Origin of the sequence: Variovorax sp. H27-G14, from assembly GCF_046156345.1 — a bacterium.
GTDB lineage: Bacteria > Pseudomonadota > Gammaproteobacteria > Burkholderiales > Burkholderiaceae_C > Variovorax.
In genome coordinates, this window is sequence record NZ_JAYLVN010000002.1 from 230,788 (window position 1) to 248,764 (window position 17,977).

Sequence of the window (17,977 nt, forward strand, 5' to 3'; positions counted from 1 at the left end):
CGCGCGTGTGTCAGCGCTTGGGGCGCAGCGACACGATCAGCGACGGAAAGATGCGCCCGTCGGTGTCGCGCGGCACCTTGTCGGTCTTGCGCAAACCGCGCTCGGCCGCTTCGTCCCAGCCGGGCAGACCGCTCGACTTGCTCAGCTTCACGCCGACGATGGTGCCGTCCGGTGCCAGGCTCACCTCGAACTCGGCCGCCGGGTTGCCGTTCACCGTGTCGGCATCGGGGAAGGTGATGTTCGGGCGAACCGCGGCGGCAATGCGCCCGCCGTAGCCGCTCGACGGACCGGAGCTGCGCATGGCAGTGCCCTTCGAATCGTCAGCACCGCTGGCGCCGGCCAGGCCTTGCATGCGCTTGAGCGTGGCCGCGCGGTCGGCGGCGGCCTGCTTGGTGGCGGCTTCGGCCTTCTTGGCATCGGCTTGCTTGGCGTCGGCGGCCTTCTTTGCTTCGGCTTCCTGCTGCTGCTTTTTCTGGTCGGCCAGCTTCTTCTGCTGTTCCTGCTTTTTGTCGGCCTCGTCCTCGGCGCGCTGCTTGGCCTCGAGCTCTTTTTTCTTCAGCTGTTGCTGCTTTTCGAGCTCGCGTTCTTTCTGTTCCTTCTGCTCCTTGAGCTTCTTCTCGCGCTCCAGGGCAATGTCGGGCGCCTTGGGCGCAGGTGCGGGCTCGGGTGCCTTGACCACGGGAGGCGGAGGCGCGGGCGGCACGGGCTTGGGAACTGGCGCGGGCGCGGGAGGTGGCGGCGGCGGAGGGGGTGGCGTGGGAACCGGCGTGGGCGCCTGCGGTGCCTGCAGGCGCGGGGCTGCCTGCTGCACCGTGGACGACCACAGCTCGGCATCGACCGCACCTTCGTCGGCCTCGCTTTTCCAGCGCACGCCCCAGGTGAGCGCGGCAATCAGCAGGCCGTGCGCAATGAGGGCCAGCACGACGGCACGCGGCGTGCCGCGCTGCGGCGGTGGCGCGAACTCGGGGCGATCCAGTGCGAGCGACATGCCTTATTTGCCGCCCGTGGTGGTGACCGACAGGCCCACGCGCTCCACGCCGCTGCGCTTGAGCTGGTTCATCGCCTTCACGACGGTTTCGTACTTCACCGACTTGTCGGCGCTGATGACCACCGGGCGCTGGTCGTCGCCGCCCTGGGCCTGCTTGGCCGCGGCGCCAATTTGCGTCATGGGGATCGACGTGCCGCCGGTGCCGGTGGACGGGTCTTTCTTGATCTGCACTTCGTCGTCGCTCTTGATGACGATTTCGATCGGCTTGTCGGGCTGCTTGTTGGCGCGGTCGACCGTGGGCAGGTTGATCACGCTCGGCGTGATGAGCGGGGCGGTGACCATGAAGATGATCAGCAGCACCAGCATCACGTCGATGAACGGGACCATGTTGATCTCGTTGATCGTCCGGCGGCCTCGGCCCCGGGAAGAAACGGCGGGCATCTGTGGCGCCTCCGCTCAGCGGTTGGCCGGAGCCACCGACGACGCGGCGTTGCCGGCACCCGGGTTGGCCGAGAGGTTGCGCTGCAGGATGTTGGAGAACTCTTCGATGTAGGTCTCCAGGGCAATGGCGATCTTGTCGATCTCGCGGGCGAAGCGGTTGTAGCCGACCACCGCGGGAATGGCGGCGAACAGGCCGATGGCCGTGGCCACCAGCGCCTCGGCAATGCCGGGGGCCACGGTGGCCAGCGTCACCTGCGTGAGGGCGGCCAGGCCGGTGAAGGCATGCATGATCCCCCAGACCGTACCGAACAGGCCCACATACGGGGAAACAGAGCCCACGGTGGCCAGGAACGACAGGTTCTGTTCGGCCGCGTCCAGCTCGCGCTGGAAGCTCGCGCGCATGGCGCGGCGGGCGCCGTCGAGCAGCGTGGGTGCGTCGGTCACGTGGCGCTCGCGCAGCTTTTGATACTCGCGCATGCCGGAGGCAAAGATGCGCTCCATGGGGCCGGCGAACTTGGCGTTCTGCGCTGCCGAGGCAAACAGCTCGTTCAGGCTGGTGCCCGACCAGAACTCGCGCTCGAAGTCGTCGTTCAGCGCGCGCATGCGGCGCAGCGAGAAGTACTTGCGAATGATGGCGGCCCAGCTGGCGATCGAGACGATCACGAGCAGCAGCACGACCAGTTGAACCACGAAGCTCGCGTGGAGCAGGAGATTGATGATGGAAAGATCTTGGTTCATGGCTTGATAGGTTGAGTCATGGAGCCGCTGTAGCGCTCGAGGGTTCCCGTGACTTGTTTCGGTATGCGTGCGGGACGCAACGTGGCGGCATCCACCCAGCCGATGCGGATCGTGCCTTCGCACAGCAAGACAGGTGCCGCGGCACCTGTTCGCTCTTGCTCTGTTTTTGATAGCACGCGCTGACCGATTATCAACGAGGCGGTGCCCAATTGTTGAAGATCGGCTGTAACCAGCAGTTCGTCGTCGAGCAGGGAAGGGCGATGGTATTTGAGCTGCGTTTCGCTCACCACGAACTGGCCGCCGGTGTCTTCGCGCAGCTTGCGCTGCTCGATGCCCAGGGAGCGCAGCCACTCGGTGCGCCCGCGCTCCATGAACTTCAGGTAGTTGGCGTAGAACACGATGCCGCCGGCGTCGGTGTCCTCCCAGTACACGCGAACAGGAAACGCGTAGCTCATTGCGCCTTGTTTTCCGCCATCGCACGCAGGCGTTCGATGGCTTCCTGCAGATGCACCATGGAGCTCGCGGTGGAAAAGCGCACGAAATTCGCGGTGTCGGCAGTGCCGAAGTCTCTGCCCGGCGTAATGGCGACGTGGGCGCGTTTCATGGTCTCGAAGGCGAAGTCCCAGCTGCCCGAGATGCCGAGCTTTTCGGCGAACGAGGTGCAGTCTGCCCAGGCGTAGAAGGCGCCGTCGGGCACCACGGGCACGTTCAGTCCGAGCGCGTTCAGCTGCGGAATGAACCAGTCGCGGCGCGCCTTGAATTCGGCGCGGCGGCGTTCGTACTCGGCAATGCTCGCATCCTCGAAGCAGGCCAGCGCCGCATGCTGCGACACGGTGCTCGCGCAGATGAAGAGGTTCTGCGCCAGGCGCTCGACCACCGGCACCAGCGCCTCGGGCACCACCAGCCAGCCCAGGCGCCAGCCGGTCATGTTGAAGTACTTGCTGAAGCTGTTGATGCTGATGACGTTGTCGTCGATGGCCAGCGCGGTCTGGCCGAAGGCGTCATCGTGCGACAGCCCCAGGTAGATTTCGTCGATCAGCGTGATGCCGCCGCGTTGCGACACCACCTCGTGGATGCGGCGCAGTTCGTCGGGCGCAATCGAGGTGCCGGTCGGGTTGGAGGGCGATGCGAGCAGCACGCCGCGCGTCTTGTCGGTCCAGGCGGCCGCCACCTTGTCGGCGGTGAGCTGAAAGCGCTCTTCGGCCGTGGTCGGCACCAGCACCGCCTTGCCGTCCGCCGCGCTCACGAAGTGGCGGTTGCACGGATAGCTCGGGTCGGGCATGAGAATTTCGTCGCCCGAGTCGATCAGCGCCAGGCAGGCCAGCTGCAGCGCGGCCGAGGCCCCGGCGGTGACGACGATGCGGCGGGCCGGCACGTCGACGTTGAAGCGCTGGCGGTACCAGGCGCTGATGCGTTCGCGCAGAAGGTCCAGGCCGGTGGCCTGCGTGTACTGCGTGGCGCCGGCACGCACCGCGCGGGCGGCGGCTTCCTGCACCAGCGGCGGGGCGGTGAAGTCGGGCTCGCCGATGTTCAGGAAGATCATCGGCCGGTCGGTATGGGCGACCTCGCGGGCCAGTGCGCCGGCCGCCTTTGCCACCTCCATCACATAGAAGGGCTCGATGCGCTGTGCGCGCGCCGAGATCCTCATGCCTTCGCTTTCCCCGAAGCCCGGTCGGCTTCCACCTCGAGCGGGCGCAGTTGCGGCGCCAGGCCGTTGAGCACCGCGTTCACATACTTGTGGCCGTCGGTGCCGCCGAATTCCTTGGCCAGCTCGATGCACTCGTTGAGCACCACGCGCCAGGGCACGTCGGCGCAATTCTGAAATTCGTACACGCCGATCCACATCACGGCGTGCTCGACCGGCGAGATCTCTTCGAACTTGCGGTCCAGCAGCGGGCGGATCAGCGCGTCGAGTTGTTCGGCGCCCTGAATCGCGCCGTGCAGCAGCGCGTCGTAGTGCAGCGCATCGGCCTTGTGAAAGCCCGCGAGGTCGCGCGTGAAATGGTCGATGTCGGTCGGGTCGTTGCGGCCCACCAGGTGCTGGTAGAGCGCCTGCAGCGCGAACTCGCGCGCACGGCTGCGGTTCGACTTGGCCGAAGCCTTGCGAACGCCGGTGCTGGTGAGTCCGACGCGCGACTGGCGCGGCTTGGTGGGCTTGGAGGTGTCTTCGGTCATGAAAGGGTGGCCAGCAGTTGCGCCATCTCGACAGCCACGCGGGCCGCGTCGCGGCCCTTGTCGGTCTGCCGGGCAACGGCTTGCTCTAGGTTCTCGGTGGTGATGATCGCGTTGGCGATGGGAAGCTTGTAGTCCAGCGAGACGCGGCTCACGCTGGCGCCCGACTCGTTGGCGACCAGCTCGAAGTGGTAGGTCTCGCCGCGGATGATGCAGCCCAGCGCCACCAGCGCGTGGTAGCCGCCACGCTCGGCCAGCGCCTGCAGGGCGATCGGCACTTCGAGCGCGCCGGGCACCTGCACGTGATGGATGTCGGAGGCGCTCACGCCCAGGGCCTCGAGCTCCGACAGGCAGGCGCGGGCGAGCGCGTCGGTGATGTCGGCGTTGAAGCGCGCCTGCACGATGCCGATGCGCAGTCCCTTGCCGTGGAGCGGTTTGCCGTTGTGGCTGACAGAGCCCTTGTTTGCACCTTGCATGGTCGTTCAGTCCTTGGTGAGGTAGCCGGCAATTTCCAGGCCGTAGCCTGCCGCCATGCTGGGCATGCGACGCGGCGTGCCCAGCAGGTTCATCTTGTGCACGCCGCATTCGCGCAGAATTTGCGCGCCGATGCCGTAGCTGCGCAGGTCCATGCGGCCGCGCTCGGGTGCTTGCGCGGGGCGCGCGGTGCCGTCGAACTGCGCGAGCAGCTCGCTGCCGGTTTCGCCGCAGTTCAGCAGCACGGCCACGCCCTTGCCCTCGGTCGCAATGTGCGACAGGCTGGCGTCCAGGCTCCACGAGTGCAGCGCGCGGTTGATTTCCAGCGCGTCCAGCACCGACAGCGGCTCGTGCACGCGCACCGACACCGTGTCTTCCGGCGTCCAGGTGCCGCGCACCAGCGCCAGGTGCACGCCGCGGCTGGGCTTGTCCATGAAGGCGTGGGCGGTGAAGGTGCCCCAGGCGGTTTGAATTTCGCGGCAGCCGACCTTCTCGACCAGCGACTCGACGCGGCTGCGGTGCTCGATCAGCGCGGCGATGGTGCCGATCTTCAGGTTGTGCTCGGCCGCAAAGATCTGCAGGTCGGGCAGGCGGGCCATGGTGCCGTCTTCGTTCATCACCTCGCAGATCACAGAGGCGGGCGAGCAGCCGGCCATGGCGGCCAGGTCGCAGCCGGCTTCGGTGTGGCCGGCGCGCATCAGCACGCCGCCGTCCACAGCCTGCAGCGGGAAGATGTGGCCGGGCTGCACCAGGTCGGCGGCCACGGCGTTGGGCGCCACGGCGGCCTGCACGGTGCGTGCGCGATCGGCGGCCGAGATGCCGGTGGTCACGCCTTCGGCTGCCTCGATGGACACGGTGAAGGCGGTCGAGTGCTTGGCGCCGTTGCGCTGCACCATCGGCGGCAGTTGCAGCCGCTCGCACATTTCGCGCGACAGCGTCAGGCAGATCAGGCCGCGGGCGTGGCGCGCCATGAAGTTGATGGACTCGGGCGTGATGTGGTCGGCCGCGATGACGATGTCGCCTTCGTTCTCACGGTCTTCCTCGTCCACAAGGATCACCATGCGCCCGGCGGCGAGCTCGGCCACGATCTCCTCGACCGGCGAGATCGCGGCGGGCGCGCGTGCGGGGCGCGCGGCGTGGGGAGCGCCGATCGGCGTGACGGAGGCGTTCATTCGGCTGTGTCCTTGGAATACGTGGAATGCATGGAAGACATTGGAGAGGGTGGCACCAGCACGCCCGCCTGAAGCATGCGCTCCACGTAGCGCGCGACGGTATCTATTTCGAGGTTGACCGGCGAGCCGGCCAAGAGGCCGCCGAGGGAGGTGTTTTCGACGGTGTGCGGAATCAGGTTGATGCTGATCTCTGCGCCTTCGGCGAGGTCTTTCACCGTGTTCACGGTGAGGCTCACACCGTTGATGGTGATCGAGCCCTTGTAGGCCAGAAAGCGGGCCAGCGCCTGGGGTGCGACCACGCGCAGTTCCCAGCTTTCGCCGACCGGCTCGAAGAAGCTCACGGTGCCGATGCCGTCCACATGGCCCGACACGATGTGCCCGCCCAGGCGGTCGCTCGCGCGCAGGGCCTTCTCCAGGTTGATGCGGCTGCCCTCGTCGGTCAGGCCGGCGGTCTTGTCGAGGGACTCCGCGGAAATGTCGATGGTGAACTGCTGTCGCTCGGGGACGAGCGTGGTGACGGTCATGCAGGCGCCGTTGAGCGCAATGCTGTCGCCAAGCCCGACGTCATCGAGGTAGCCGTCGGGCACCGCAATGCTGAGTCTTTTGCCGTAGGAGGAGGAGGTGCCGAGGTCGTGAATGGCGGCGATGCGCCCCACGCCGGTGATGATTCCGGTAAACATCCGCACATTTTCGCAGAGAACGAGGGCGGTTCGGGGCAAACGCTAGAACGCGTCCCTTCCGGCGACCCGGGCCACGATGCGCAGGTCGGGTCCGAGCATGTCGACCGACTTGAATTCCAGCGGCAGCACGCCCGCCAGCGAGGTCAGCGGGCCGCCCGCGTGAATGTGGCTCGCGAGGCTCATGCCGGTGCCGATGAGCTTGGGCGCCAGGTACACCAGCAGCTCGTCGACGCAGCCTTCGCGCAGCATCGAGCCATTGAGCTTGTGCCCCGACTCGACGTGCAGCTCGTTCACGCCGCGCGCGGCCAGGTCCTTCAACAGCGCCGGCAGATCGACCTTGCCTTCGGCATTCGGCAGGCAGGTGACGGTGGCGCCACGGGCTTCCAGGGCGGCCGCCTTTTCTTCGTCTCGGGTGGCGGCGTAGATCCACACCGGGCGGCCCGCTATGAATATGTGAGCGTCGGGCGGTGTTTGCAGTCGGCTGTCCACCACCACCAGATGGGGCTGGCGCGGGGTGTCGACCAGGCGCACGTCGAGCCGCGGGTTGTCTTCCAGCACCGTGCCCACGCCGGTCAGCACCGCACTGGCCCGGGCGCGCCAGGCGTGGCCGTCGGTGCGGGCGGCCTCGGCGGTGATCCACTGGCTCACGCCGTTGTCCAGGCCGGTCTTGCCGTCGAGCGATGCCGCCGCCTTCATGCGCACCCAAGGCTGCTGGCGAACCATGCGACTGAAGAAACCGATGTTGAGCTCGCGCGATTCGGCGGCACCGGGGCCCACGTCGACATCGACACCCGCCGCGCGCAACCGGGCGAAGCCTTGTCCGGCCACCAGCGGGTTCGGGTCGGCAATGGAGGCCACCACCCGTCGCACGCCCGCTGCAATCAGCGCGTCGCAGCACGGCCCGGTGCGGCCATGGTGAGAGCAGGGCTCCAGCGTGACGTAGGCCGTCGCGCCCGCGACCGAATGGCCTTGCGCCGCCGCGTCGCGCAGCGCCATCACCTCGGCATGCGGACCGCCGGCTTTTTGCGTATGGCCCTGGCCCAGCACGCGGCCTTGCGCGTCGCAAAGCACGCAGCCCACGCGCGGGTTCGGGTCGGTCAGCAGCAGCGCCGACGTGGCCAGACGCAGTGCGGTGGCGATGTACAGGGCGTCTTGTTCGAGGGAGGGCATGGAGGCTCGGCGGAAGAAGTTGGCAGGCGTGCCGCCGGATCATACGAGCGGCATTCGAATGCGGATGAACGGTGCGTGCGCCGTGGCAGCGGGCTTTTACGCTCGAAGTTCGATGGCGGAAATAAAGAAGCAACACAAGTTGCAGGTCAACAGGGAGGACATCGAACATGGCTTCAACGAAGCATTCGGCCGCGGGCTTTTCGCTCGTGGAGGTACTGGTTTCCATCGTCGTGCTGAGCATGGGGCTGCTCGGTGCGGTCGGCATGCTGCTGGCGTCGGTGCGCTCCGGCAACGAGGCGGCAACCTTCACGGCGGCGCTCAATCTGGCGCGTGAGTTGTCCGAGAAGGCGCGCATGAACCATCGCGTGGCCGCGCAGAACGATGCGGCCAATGCCTACCTCGTCGACGATTGGCGTGCGGGCTCCGCGCCGGATGCGCCCGCCGCAGGCGGCGCCTGCGCAGTGGTGGGAGTCGCGGCCGGTGCGGGCTGCACGCCGGCAGAGCTCGCCGCCTGGGACATGCGCGGATGGAAGCGCCGCATCGCCAAGGCACTGCCCGACGCCCGTCTCAGCGTCTGCTTCGACGAAACGCCGTGGAATGCGGCAGCAGCCGAGTACACATGGGCTTGCAGCAAGACGGGCAGCATCATGGTCGTGAAGCTCGGCTGGACACCCCGCACCGGCGCCCCTGAGCCGGGCGCGTCACCGCCCCCGCGGCTGGTCATGCAATGGGTAACAGGGCAGGGGCACGATGGCCAGGCCGGCTCCTGATATGGCGGGCCGCGCGCGCCAGTGCGGCGTGACGCTGGTCGAGTTGCTGGTCGCCATGGCGATTGCACTGGTCGTGGTGCTTGCGGCCACCGCGGCATTCCTCGGCAGCCAGCGGTTGTTCATGGCCAGCGCCGACGCGCAGGCGGTGGACGAGTCGCTGAGGTTCGCGAGCTTCGTCGTCAGAACCATCGTGCGGCAGGCGGGCTATACAGACCACGCCCCCGACAACCTGGTTGCCGATGCCGAAACAGGCATCGCGGCCATGCCGGCTTCCGCCAACGGCGCCTTCGATCTCGACATCGTGGGCGCGAGCAACACCCGTGTCAGCCGCGTCGGCGACAGCTACGGCAGCCACAACATGCGTGGCCTGAACGCAAGCGATTCCTTGCGTGTTCGCTTCTTCGGCCGCAGCCGCGCCGGAAGCGACGCCGAAGCCGACGGCACCATGATCGACTGCATGGGCTTCGCCCAGCCCGGGCCGGTGTCGGGCAAGACTGTGTCGACAAGCCGCGCCTGGAGTTTTTTCTTCATCGCGGAGGCCGCCGACAGCGAGCCCGAGCTCTACTGCAAATTCCGCGCTGAGAAGGAAGGTTCTTTCCGATCGCAGCCGCTGGCGCGCGGTATCGAGGTGTTCAAGGTGGTCTACGCCCACGATGCCGACGGCGATGGTGTTCCGGAGCAATGGATGGACGCCGCGCAACTCGAGGCCATGGCCCCTTCCGAAGCCAAGGTCAACGACGAATGGCGCAAGGTGGTCGGGCTGCGCATCGGCATGGTCGCGCGCAGTGCGCATGCCCGGGGCGCATCCGAGGGAACGGAGGAACTGCTCTACCCGCTGGGCACCGATTTTTCAGAAGTGAGCTTCAAGCCGCCGGCCGATGGCAGGCTGCGCCGTGTGGCTACGTTCACTTTGATGCTGCGCAATGCGATGAAGGGGGTGCCATCGTGAGCCGGCGCCTTCGGCGGTTGCAGCAAGGCTTCTCGCTGATCGTCGTGCTGATGCTTCTGGTCGTGGTGACCGTGCTGGGCGTTGCCGCGGCGCAGGTCTCGTTGGTCAACGAGCGCAGCGCGCGCAACGACCGAGACACCGAGCTCGCCTTCCAGGCGGCCGAGGCCGCATTGAGCGATGCCGAAAGCGACGTGCTCGGACCCAACGACAGCGTGCGGCAGCGGCTCTGCCTTTTCAACCATCGGGATGTGACGGCCTTCGTCGCCGGATGCGGTGGTGCAGGAGAGAACCAGGGGCTGTGCGCACCGGGCGAGCCGGGAACAGACCCCGCCTGGATGACGGCGGACTTCGCAGCCGATGGCCCAAGGTCTGTTGCCTATGGCGCGTTCACCGGCCAGACCTACGCCGCCACCGCCCGCGCACCGCGCTACATCGTGGAGGCCGTTCGCAGCCGCGGCACAGGGCAGGGCGATGCACTGCAGAACGCGAGCGCACAAGGACCCGGCTATGTCTTTCGCGTCACGGCCATCGGCTTCGGCACGCGCGAAGAGACCCAGGTGGTGCTGCAGACCAATCTGTACAAACCGGCGGCCAGTCCGGGTTGCCCTTCCTGAAGAAGGAGTTCGCATGCGACCTTTTCGAATCCTGGTGCCGGCGGCTTGCGCCTTGTCCATCGGCCTGTCTCTCGCCCATGCCGCCACGCAGGCGCTGCCGCCCGACGCCGTGCTGCCCGGCGAGTCGCTGTTTTCACTGGCATCACGTGTCGATTCCGGCATGGTCATCGACCTGTCGCTCAAGCAGTCGAACGCGGGCGCGGCCTACCGCGACAGCTTCGACTGGAAGAAAACCTACGTCGGCTACTGGGACCCGATGGGTTGCTACGGCTACGCGAACGGCGACGGGTACTTCAGGCGTGCATCCACGGCAACGAGGCGCAGCGGCGGAGAAATCGTCTGCTCCCAGCAGTGGAGCGGCAATCTGCTGAACTGGGCAGTGTCGTCGTCCCTCGACGGACTGCGCCTGGCATTGACCGGCGGCGACCGCGTGGTGGACGAACCGGACCGCACAGTGTTGCAACGCGCTGTCTTGCCAGAAACTTTCTATCGCGGGCCGCACTTTCCCGACAAGACGATCACCGGCAACCTCGACAGCCTGACGCCGTTGGTCACGGGAGCGCGCGACGCGTTGCGAGCCACAGGCACGCTGAGTTTCAGCAACTGCCTCGATCGGATCGTCGTCGGCTCCACGGCTGCCGGAAGTTGCGCGGAGCCGGTCGGCACATCTTTCATGGCACGCGTGGAGGTTTGCGCGCCGGCCGAGGCGGCATTGCGTCGCTCGCTCTGCGCCAGATACCCGAACGGCGGTCACAAGCCCGAGGGCGCCATCCAGCGCTACGCCGCGCAGATGCGGTTTTCTGTTTTCAGCTATTTGCCGAACGACGACCCCGCACGCTACGGCGGCGTTCTGGTCGCACCCATGAAGCACACGGGCCCCACCAAGACCGACATGAACTTCGACCGGGTGAACAACCCAGACTCGGAGTGGGATGCACACACGGGCGTGCTCAAGCCCGAGGCGATGGGCTTGGCCGCAACTCACGCAAGCGGTGTCATTCACGCCATCAATCGCTTCGGGCGCGCCGGTGGCAAGCCGGGCGCTTACGGGTTGTTCGATCCAGCGGGCGAGCTCTACTACGAGTCGCTGCGCTATTTGCAAGGCAAGGCGCCGACGCCCAATGCCCTCGACGGCGCGGCGCCAGGCCTTGGGGCGCGCAGGGCAGACCCCATCGCAGCGAGTTGCCAACGCAGCGGCATCCTGCTGATCGGCGATGCCGACACCCACTACGACCGCTCACTGCCCGGCATGTCGAAGGGGGACTCTCCCGGTGATTTCGACCGTGGCTTCAACAACGCGGCTTACGAACCCGACACGGCGTACTGGACGAGTCTGGTCGGGGCTTTCGAGAACCGCGAAGCGCTCTCGTACGCGCACCCCTCGGGCAAGGCGGGCCTGGTCACCACCGGCAACGACGGTCCGCCGGCCCTCAACTACAAGGGCGGCACACGCCTGACCTCCGCCAACATCGCGACCGCTGAAACAGGCGCCGGCAAGGGCTCTTTCGGGATGGCGGGCCTCGCCTATTGGGCCAACACGCAGAAGATCCGAGCCGACCACGAGGACCTGCGTGTCCAGACCTTTGCCATCGACCTGGGCCTGGGCGGCGGAACTGCCGCCGGACAAAGGCAGCGCGGCAGCGCGTTTCATCTGGCCGCAAAGTACGGCGGCTTCGTGGACGGCAACGAAGACGGCAATCCTTTTCGCGCGTCCAGCAGCGCGTCCGGCAGCGGGTCCGAATGGGCCGAAGGCCTGGATGCAGACGACCGGCCCAGTCCCGCCAACTACCTGCTGGCCGGCGAGCCGGCGCAGATGGTTGCCGCTGTCGGCCGGATCTTCGCGCGTGCGAACGCGATGGCCAGCGGCGGCAGCACACCGGGCGGTGCTCTTTCGTCCGGCACGGTCGCGAAGGCGGGTGCCAGCCTGTACGTGACCAAGTCCGAAGGGCGGCGCTGGTCGGGCACGCTGCTGTCGTACCCGCTGCGGTTCGATGCGGCAAGCGGAGCAGCCAACCGCGACCCCAAGCCCGACTGGGATGCCGGCGAGTTGCTGACGGGCAATGCCAACGCCAAGCCGGCCGTGGTTGCTCGTGACCCCGCGAGCAGGCGCATCTTCACGCTCTCGACCGCCGCCATCGGCATTCCTTTTCAATGGGATGCGCTCGACAACGGATCGCGTGGCTGGTTCAACGCGACGCCCCATGCCCAACCCGCTGCTTTCGACCGCCTCGGCGCGGAGAGGTTGGCGTACCTGCGTGGCGACCGCAGCAAGGAGTTGTCCGCGCCACATGGCATCTTCCGCGTGCGCGACTCGGTCATGGGGGATGTGGCCAACGCAAGACCGGTCTTTGTGGGTGCGCCCAGTCTCGGGATTCAGGAGGCCGGCTACGACAAGTTCCTGGCCGCACATCGCGCTCGAACGCATGCGGTGTACGTCGGCACCAACGGCGGCATGCTGCATGCCTTCGAAGCGCATACCGGGCGCGAACTGTTCGCCTATGTGCCGCGCACCATGTTCGCCAAGCTGGCTGCCTACAGCTCGCCGGACTACGTGCACCAGAGTTATGTCGATGGCACGCCTGCGGTCGCGGAAGCGCGCATGGCGAGCGGTGCATGGAAGACCGTGCTCGTCTCGGGCAGTGGCGCCGGGGCCACGGGCGTCTTTGCGCTCGACGTGACAGACCCTGCGGACGTCTCGGCCGACAAGGTGTTGTGGGAGTTCAACGGCGCGTACGACGACGACATGGGCCGCGTGACGCAGCCGCCTCGGATCATGAAGTTCCGTACGGCCGCGCCCACCAAGACCCAGCCGGCAAGCCACGGCTGGTTCGCGGTGGTTCCTTCGGGCTTCAACAACGCCAACCCCGACAAGCGCGCCGCGTTGTTCCTGCTGTCGCTGGACAAGCCCGCGGGCGAAGCCTGGCGGCTCAACCGCAACTACTACAAGTTCGTCTTGCCGGCTCCGAGCGACGCCAGCACCGTCAATGCGTTGAGCACGCCGGGCGACTACGCCGCATTGGACGGGTCCACGCGCCTGCTGTATGCCGGCGATACGCAGGGCAATCTGTGGCGGTTCGATTTCACGGGCAATGCACCGTGGAGCAAGGCACTGGCGTCAGACGGGCTGCCTTTGATGGTCGCCATGGTCGGCAGCGGTGCCGATGCCAAGCGACAGCCCATCACCACGGCGCCGGAGGTCGGCATCGGGCCGGGCGGCGGTGCGATCGTGCTTTTCGGCACCGGAAAATTCGTGAGCCCCGAAGACCTGGGCCGCGCTGCCCGCGGCGTGCAAACGGTCTACGGCGTGTACGACAACGGCACGGCCATTCCCGCAGGCGAGGCGCGCATGCAGCTTCAGCCGCGCCGCGTCCGCCCTGCGAGCGAAAAGGCCTTCCCGCCCATTGTTGGCGATGCCTTCGTCCATGGCGCGTTCAACGCCAAGACGAGCGCCCGGCGCGGCTGGTACTTCGACCTGCCGGGCGGGCTCGATCAAGGCGAGCGTGTGGTTTTCAAGCCGGTGCTGAGCGACGGACAACTGTTTTTCAACACGCTGATTCCCAATGCCAGCGCATGCACCACTGACGGCGGCGGACGCAGCTGCGCGGTGAACGCCATGACGGGCATCTCGCAGGGCGGCACCTGCGTGCCGTCGAGCGTCGGGATGCCGGGCGAGCCGCTGCTGGTTCAGTTGGGTGAGAGCGCCGTCGGCGCTGCCGATGCATTGGGGCGGCGGACGGAAAGCAGGCGCGTGGGCATCGTCAATGTCGGCACCCGCGGCAGCGGCATCTCGACGCCGTCACCGGCCGATGGCGGCAAGGCGTCCCGAATTGGTGGTCGCCTGAACTGGCGCCAGCTCGTCGACTACCGCAGGACGAAGCCATGAGGGCGACGGTGCTTCGCGGCTTCACCCTGATCGAGTTGCTGATCGTGCTCGCCATCGCCGCGATCCTGGCGGCCATCTCCTATCCGTCGTACATGGATGTCGTGCGAAAAGGCTGGCGCAGCGAAGGGCGGGCCGCGCTGATGCGGCAGATGCAGGAGCAGGAGCGCCACTTCACCCAGGCGGGGCGATACCGGCGCTACCAGGGGGACTCGGGAGACAGCGGCTCGGGCGGTAAATACGCCCTTCAGGGCGGCAATTGCGAGGGGAAGGGGCGCATCGACCACTGCATTCGGCTCACCGCCACCTTGAAGCCCGGCTTCTCCGATCCCCAAGTGGGCAATCTCTGGGTCGACAGCACGGGCGGCAAAGGGTGCGATGGCACGCAGCCCGGCTGGTGCTGGCAATGAGGGGGCGCAAAACGGCGGCGGGCGGCTTTACTTTGATCGAGCTGATGGTGGTGATTGCCATCGTGGCGGTGCTGGCGGCCATCGGCGCGCCGAGCTTTCGCGACATGCTGCTCAACCAGCGTCTCGCGACTGCCGCCCAGGCCTTCAACGCCGCGTTGAGCTTTGCGCGCATGGAGGCCATTCAGCGCGCGCAGAGCGTAAGCGTGCGTGCGTTGCCGGGCACCGACTGGTCGCGCGGTTGGGTGGTGCAGGCCGGGCCTGAAGATGCACTGGTGACGCTGCGTCATTTCGACGCATTGCCGCAGGGTGTGCATGTGGATGCGACGCTGGGCGGGGGCTTTGCGCAGGGCTTGCGCTACGACGGCAACGGGTTCTCGCGCCAGACCGTCAGGTCCGGCTTCAGCGCGGGCTGCCTGACACTGAAGGCCGACACGGGGCGCCGGGCTTCCATCGTCGTCTCGCCCTCGGGGCGGCCAAAGCTGTGCAACCCGGATGTGATCGGCGATTGCGGCTCGGGCGCGTGTGGAAAGGGCAGCAAGGAAGAAGACGGCGCCTGAGCGCGCGCCGCCGGCGATCAGATGTCGCGCAGCAACTGCCTGAACTCGTCCACGTCCTCGAAGCTGCGGTACACCGAGGCGAAGCGCACATAGGCGACCTTGTCGAGCTTTTTCAGTTCGCGCATCACGAGTTCGCCGACCTTGGTCGACTCGATTTCGCGCAGCCCGCTGGCCAGCAGCTTCTGCTCGATGCGCAGCAGGGCGTTGTCGATCTGCTCGATGCTCACCGGGCGCTTGCGCAGCGCCAGCATCATCGAGGCGCGCACCTTGGTCGAGTCGAAGTCGGCGCGGCTGCCGTCCTTCTTCACGACCACAGGAAAATTGACGTCGGGCCGCTCGTAGGTGGTGAAGCGCTTGTCGCAGGCGGCGCACTGGCGGCGCCTGCGAACGAAGTCGGCATCTTCCGAAACGCGGGTCTCGACGACCTGCGTTTCAAGATGACCGCAAAAAGGGCATTTCATGCGGTCAGGTCTTCTTCCTGGCGATCAGCGGTAGACAGGGAAGCGGCTCGTGAGTGCGTGCACCTTGGCGCGCACGGCGTCGATGTTTGCCGCGTCACGCGGGTTCTCGAGCACGTCGGCGATCAGGTTGGCGGTGGCGCGGGCCTCTTCGTCCTTGAAGCCGCGGGTGGTCATGGCGGGGGTGCCGATGCGCACGCCGCTGGTGACCATCGGCTTTTCCGGGTCGTTGGGGATCGCGTTCTTGTTGATCGTCATGTGGGCGCTGCCCAGCACGGCTTCGGCTTCCTTGCCGGTGATGCCCTTGGAGCGCAGGTCGACCAGCATCACGTGGCTTTCGGTGCGCCCGCTCACGATGCGCAGACCGCGCTCGGTGAGGGTGTTGGCCACGATCTGGGCGTTCTTGACCACCTGTTGCTGGTAGGCCTTGAACTCGGGCGCCATGGCTTCCTTGAACGCCACGGCCTTGGCGGCAATCACGTGCATCAGCGGGCCGCCTTGCAGGCCGGGGAAGATTGCGCTGTTGATCGCCTTTTCGTGCTGCGACTTCATCAGGATGATGCCGCCGCGCGGGCCGCGCAGGCTCTTGTGGGTGGTCGAGGTGACGATGTCGGCGTGCGGCACCGGGTTGGGGTACACGCCCGCGGCCACAAGGCCGGCGTAGTGGGCGATGTCGACCATGAAGATCGCGCCGACGTCCTTGGCCACCTTGGCAAAGCGCTCGAAATCGATGCGCAGCGAGTAGGCCGAAGCGCCCGCGATGATCAGCTTGGGCATGTGCTCACGCGCCTTGCGTTCCATGGCGTCGTAGTCGATGGCTTCGTTGGCGTCCAGGCCGTAGCTCACCACGTTGAACCACTTGCCGCTCATGTTCAGCGGCATGCCGTGGGTCAGGTGGCCGCCTTCGGCCAGGCTCATGCCCATGATGGTGTCGCCGGGCTTCAGGAAGGCGAGCATCACGGCTTCGTTGGCCGAGGCGCCGCAATGCGGCTGCACGTTGGCTGCGTCTGCACCGAAGAGCTGCTTGACGCGGTCGATGGCCAGTTGCTCGGCCACGTCGACGTGCTCGCAGCCGCCGTAGTAGCGCTTGCCCGGGTAGCCTTCGGCGTACTTGTTGGTGAGCTGCGAGCCCTGGGCCTGCATGACGGCGGGCGAGGCGTAGTTCTCGCTGGCGATCAGCTCGATGTGATGTTCCTGGCGCGCGTTTTCGGCTTGAATGGCGGCCCAGATTTCGGGATCGGTCTGTTCGACCAGAATATTGCGTTGGTACATGGCAGTCCTTTGAAGACGAGGTCCTTGTTCTTCAACCAAACAAGGGCTGCCCAGGCGAACGGCTGAACGCCTGGTGTGCCCAGGCGGTACGCTTCCCAGTGGTATTCCACGTCAGCGCGGGGCACCTTGTGCGGGTGCTGCGCCTATCGCCAGTCGCGTACGGGGCCGAGTGTAGCTCACACCCGGCCAGGTGCACTTCAGGAAACGGAGGAAAGCAAAGCGACCTTGGCGGGCTCCGTGCCTTCTTCGGCCTTGATCGGTGCCGGCGCAACGATTGGAATCGGCTGCGCGCGAACGGTCGTGCGAGGCGGCTGCACCGACGGTGCGCGGCCATTGGCCACCTGCAGCAGGCGCTCATGCTCGGCCATCACCTTGCCGGCATAGCCGCCGTCGTCTTCCAGGTTGGCCGCGCCCACGTAGTAGCGCAGGCCGCCTTCGAGCGAGCCGGCGCGGGCGATGCATTCCTGCAGCACCTTCACGCCCACGCGCATGTTGGTCACCGGATCGAAGGCGGTGAGCGTGCCGCCCGCGCTTTCGTACTTGTCGCCGTGCACGCGGGTCATGACCTGCATCAGGCCCTGGGCGCCGACATGACTCTGGGCGAACGGGTTGAAGCTGGATTCGACGGCCATGATGGCCAGAATCAGCGTCGGGTCGAGCTTGGTGCGCTTGCCGATGTTGTAGGCCTCGGCCACGAGCACGCTCAGCGGCTCTGCCGCGACGCTGTACTTCTTGCTGAGCCAGTAAGCCACGGCGGCCTGCTGTTTGGGCAGGTCGCTGGGGCTCGCGGCCGTGGTCCGCTCGATGGCGGTCGGCTCCAGGTCGGTGACTTCCGGCGCGGGCTTGCGCGATTGCAGCCAGCCCATCAGTTGCTCCTCGCCGGTCTTGCGCAGGTCGGGCCGCGCCACGAGGGCGAGGGCCGCGAACACGATGGCCAGACCGACCAGTGCAAACCCGTTGTGGGTGATCTCAAAAAAGCCGTCTACCACATCGGACACGAAGGTCCTTAGCCCGCGGGCTGTGGCATCGAACGCCTTGTTCATCGCTCTTCCTTTCTGTGCGGCACCCGAAACGCAACGCCGATAAAGGCGAAGGTCGAAGGCAGCGGCGCTTGGATTGGTACGAATCAGGCTCCGCGCATGGAGTGAAGGGGGTTGGGAGCGCGGTGGCCTGATCAAGCCGGTTGGGATTCGGCAGCGGATTCAGGGGGCTCCGCCACATTGGGTGGCCGG

19 protein-coding genes and 1 riboswitch are annotated in these 17,977 nt (G+C 66.8%); of the genes, 6 read left to right on the plus strand and 13 right to left on the minus strand.

Annotation, left to right across the window (positions count from 1 at the left end; all coding sequences use genetic code 11):
• Nucleotides 1–10: 10 nt before the first annotated feature.
• Genes VLK31_RS06535 through ribD form a run of 10 tightly spaced genes read right to left on the minus strand, consistent with a single transcriptional unit; the run spans nt 11 to nt 7,835 of the window.
• Nucleotides 11–988: a TonB C-terminal domain-containing protein gene (locus tag VLK31_RS06535; protein WP_409167575.1), complete on the minus strand. Its 978-nt coding sequence runs from the start codon at nt 986–988 to the stop codon at nt 11–13.
• A gap of 3 nt (nt 989–991) precedes the next feature.
• On the minus strand, nt 992–1,429 hold the full coding sequence (locus VLK31_RS06540; RefSeq protein ID WP_093129739.1) for a biopolymer transporter ExbD: 438 nt from the start codon (nt 1,427–1,429) through the stop codon (nt 992–994).
• A gap of 15 nt (nt 1,430–1,444) precedes the next feature.
• On the minus strand, nt 1,445–2,167 hold the full coding sequence (gene tolQ / locus VLK31_RS06545; protein ID WP_409167576.1) for a protein TolQ: 723 nt from the start codon (nt 2,165–2,167) through the stop codon (nt 1,445–1,447).
• Nucleotides 2,164–2,622, minus strand: a complete 459-nt coding sequence (locus tag VLK31_RS06550; RefSeq protein ID WP_409167577.1) for a YbgC/FadM family acyl-CoA thioesterase — start codon at nt 2,620–2,622, stop codon at nt 2,164–2,166. Before VLK31_RS06550 ends, tolQ begins: the two co-directional genes overlap by 4 nt.
• A complete protein-coding gene (locus VLK31_RS06555; protein WP_409167578.1) occupies nt 2,619–3,815 on the minus strand; it encodes a pyridoxal phosphate-dependent aminotransferase in 1,197 nt (398 codons plus the stop codon). The genes VLK31_RS06550 and VLK31_RS06555 overlap by 4 nt, the downstream gene beginning before the upstream one ends.
• Nucleotides 3,812–4,342, minus strand: coding sequence for a transcription antitermination factor NusB (nusB, locus tag VLK31_RS06560; protein ID WP_409167579.1), 531 nt, complete (start codon nt 4,340–4,342; stop codon nt 3,812–3,814). The genes VLK31_RS06555 and nusB overlap by 4 nt, the downstream gene beginning before the upstream one ends.
• Nucleotides 4,339–4,815 (minus strand): 6,7-dimethyl-8-ribityllumazine synthase, encoded by a 477-nt coding sequence (gene ribH, locus VLK31_RS06565; RefSeq protein WP_409167580.1) that lies wholly within the window; start codon nt 4,813–4,815, stop codon nt 4,339–4,341. Before ribH ends, nusB begins: the two co-directional genes overlap by 4 nt.
• Nucleotides 4,816–4,821: 6 nt before the next feature.
• Nucleotides 4,822–5,985 (minus strand): bifunctional 3,4-dihydroxy-2-butanone-4-phosphate synthase/GTP cyclohydrolase II, encoded by a 1,164-nt coding sequence (gene ribBA, locus VLK31_RS06570; RefSeq protein WP_409167581.1) that lies wholly within the window; start codon nt 5,983–5,985, stop codon nt 4,822–4,824.
• Entirely contained in the window at nt 5,982–6,665 is a 684-nt protein-coding gene (locus tag VLK31_RS06575; RefSeq protein WP_409167582.1) for a riboflavin synthase, read from the minus strand. The genes ribBA and VLK31_RS06575 overlap by 4 nt, the downstream gene beginning before the upstream one ends.
• A gap of 42 nt (nt 6,666–6,707) precedes the next feature.
• Nucleotides 6,708–7,835: a bifunctional diaminohydroxyphosphoribosylaminopyrimidine deaminase/5-amino-6-(5-phosphoribosylamino)uracil reductase RibD gene (gene ribD / locus VLK31_RS06580; RefSeq protein ID WP_409167583.1), complete on the minus strand. Its 1,128-nt coding sequence runs from the start codon at nt 7,833–7,835 to the stop codon at nt 6,708–6,710.
• Nucleotides 7,836–8,002: 167 nt separating this feature from the next.
• Here ribD and pilV point away from each other — a divergent pair, with 167 nt between their 5' ends.
• The 6 genes from pilV to VLK31_RS06610 are packed head-to-tail and all read left to right on the plus strand — an operon-like array spanning nt 8,003 to nt 15,015.
• Nucleotides 8,003–8,605, plus strand: a complete 603-nt coding sequence (gene pilV / locus VLK31_RS06585) for a type IV pilus modification protein PilV (RefSeq protein ID WP_409167584.1) — start codon at nt 8,003–8,005, stop codon at nt 8,603–8,605.
• A 1-nt stretch (nt 8,606) separates the two neighbouring features.
• The gene (locus VLK31_RS06590; protein ID WP_409168033.1) at nt 8,607–9,554 is read left to right on the plus strand and encodes a PilW family protein; all 948 of its coding nucleotides are present in this window, start codon (nt 8,607–8,609) and stop codon (nt 9,552–9,554) included.
• Entirely contained in the window at nt 9,551–10,168 is a 618-nt protein-coding gene (locus VLK31_RS06595) for a PilX N-terminal domain-containing pilus assembly protein (RefSeq protein WP_409167585.1), read from the plus strand. Before VLK31_RS06590 ends, VLK31_RS06595 begins: the two co-directional genes overlap by 4 nt.
• 13 nt (nt 10,169–10,181) lie before the next feature.
• The gene (locus tag VLK31_RS06600) at nt 10,182–14,051 is read left to right on the plus strand and encodes a pilus assembly protein (RefSeq protein ID WP_409167586.1); all 3,870 of its coding nucleotides are present in this window, start codon (nt 10,182–10,184) and stop codon (nt 14,049–14,051) included.
• Nucleotides 14,048–14,458: a type IV pilin protein gene (locus tag VLK31_RS06605; protein WP_409167587.1), complete on the plus strand. Its 411-nt coding sequence runs from the start codon at nt 14,048–14,050 to the stop codon at nt 14,456–14,458. Before VLK31_RS06600 ends, VLK31_RS06605 begins: the two co-directional genes overlap by 4 nt.
• Nucleotides 14,455–15,015 (plus strand): GspH/FimT family pseudopilin, encoded by a 561-nt coding sequence (locus VLK31_RS06610; protein WP_409167588.1) that lies wholly within the window; start codon nt 14,455–14,457, stop codon nt 15,013–15,015. Before VLK31_RS06605 ends, VLK31_RS06610 begins: the two co-directional genes overlap by 4 nt.
• A 17-nt stretch (nt 15,016–15,032) precedes the next feature.
• Here the strand turns inward: VLK31_RS06610 and nrdR are convergent, their stop codons facing one another.
• The 3 genes from nrdR to VLK31_RS06625 all read right to left on the minus strand — a co-directional run bounded on the left by nrdR (nt 15,033) and on the right by VLK31_RS06625 (nt 17,788).
• Nucleotides 15,033–15,476, minus strand: coding sequence for a transcriptional regulator NrdR (gene nrdR / locus VLK31_RS06615; protein WP_409167589.1), 444 nt, complete (start codon nt 15,474–15,476; stop codon nt 15,033–15,035).
• 24 nt (nt 15,477–15,500) lie between these two features.
• Nucleotides 15,501–16,745 carry a serine hydroxymethyltransferase gene (gene glyA, locus VLK31_RS06620; RefSeq protein ID WP_409167590.1) on the minus strand — a complete coding sequence of 415 codons (1,245 nt, stop codon included), beginning with the start codon at nt 16,743–16,745 and terminating at the stop codon, nt 15,501–15,503.
• Between the two features lie 41 nt (nt 16,746–16,786).
• A riboswitch (ZMP/ZTP riboswitch) is annotated at nt 16,787–16,912 on the minus strand.
• Nucleotides 16,913–16,942: 30 nt separating this feature from the next.
• The gene (locus VLK31_RS06625) at nt 16,943–17,788 is read right to left on the minus strand and encodes a transglycosylase SLT domain-containing protein (RefSeq protein WP_409167591.1); all 846 of its coding nucleotides are present in this window, start codon (nt 17,786–17,788) and stop codon (nt 16,943–16,945) included.
• Between the last annotated feature and the right edge of the window lie 189 nt (nt 17,789–17,977).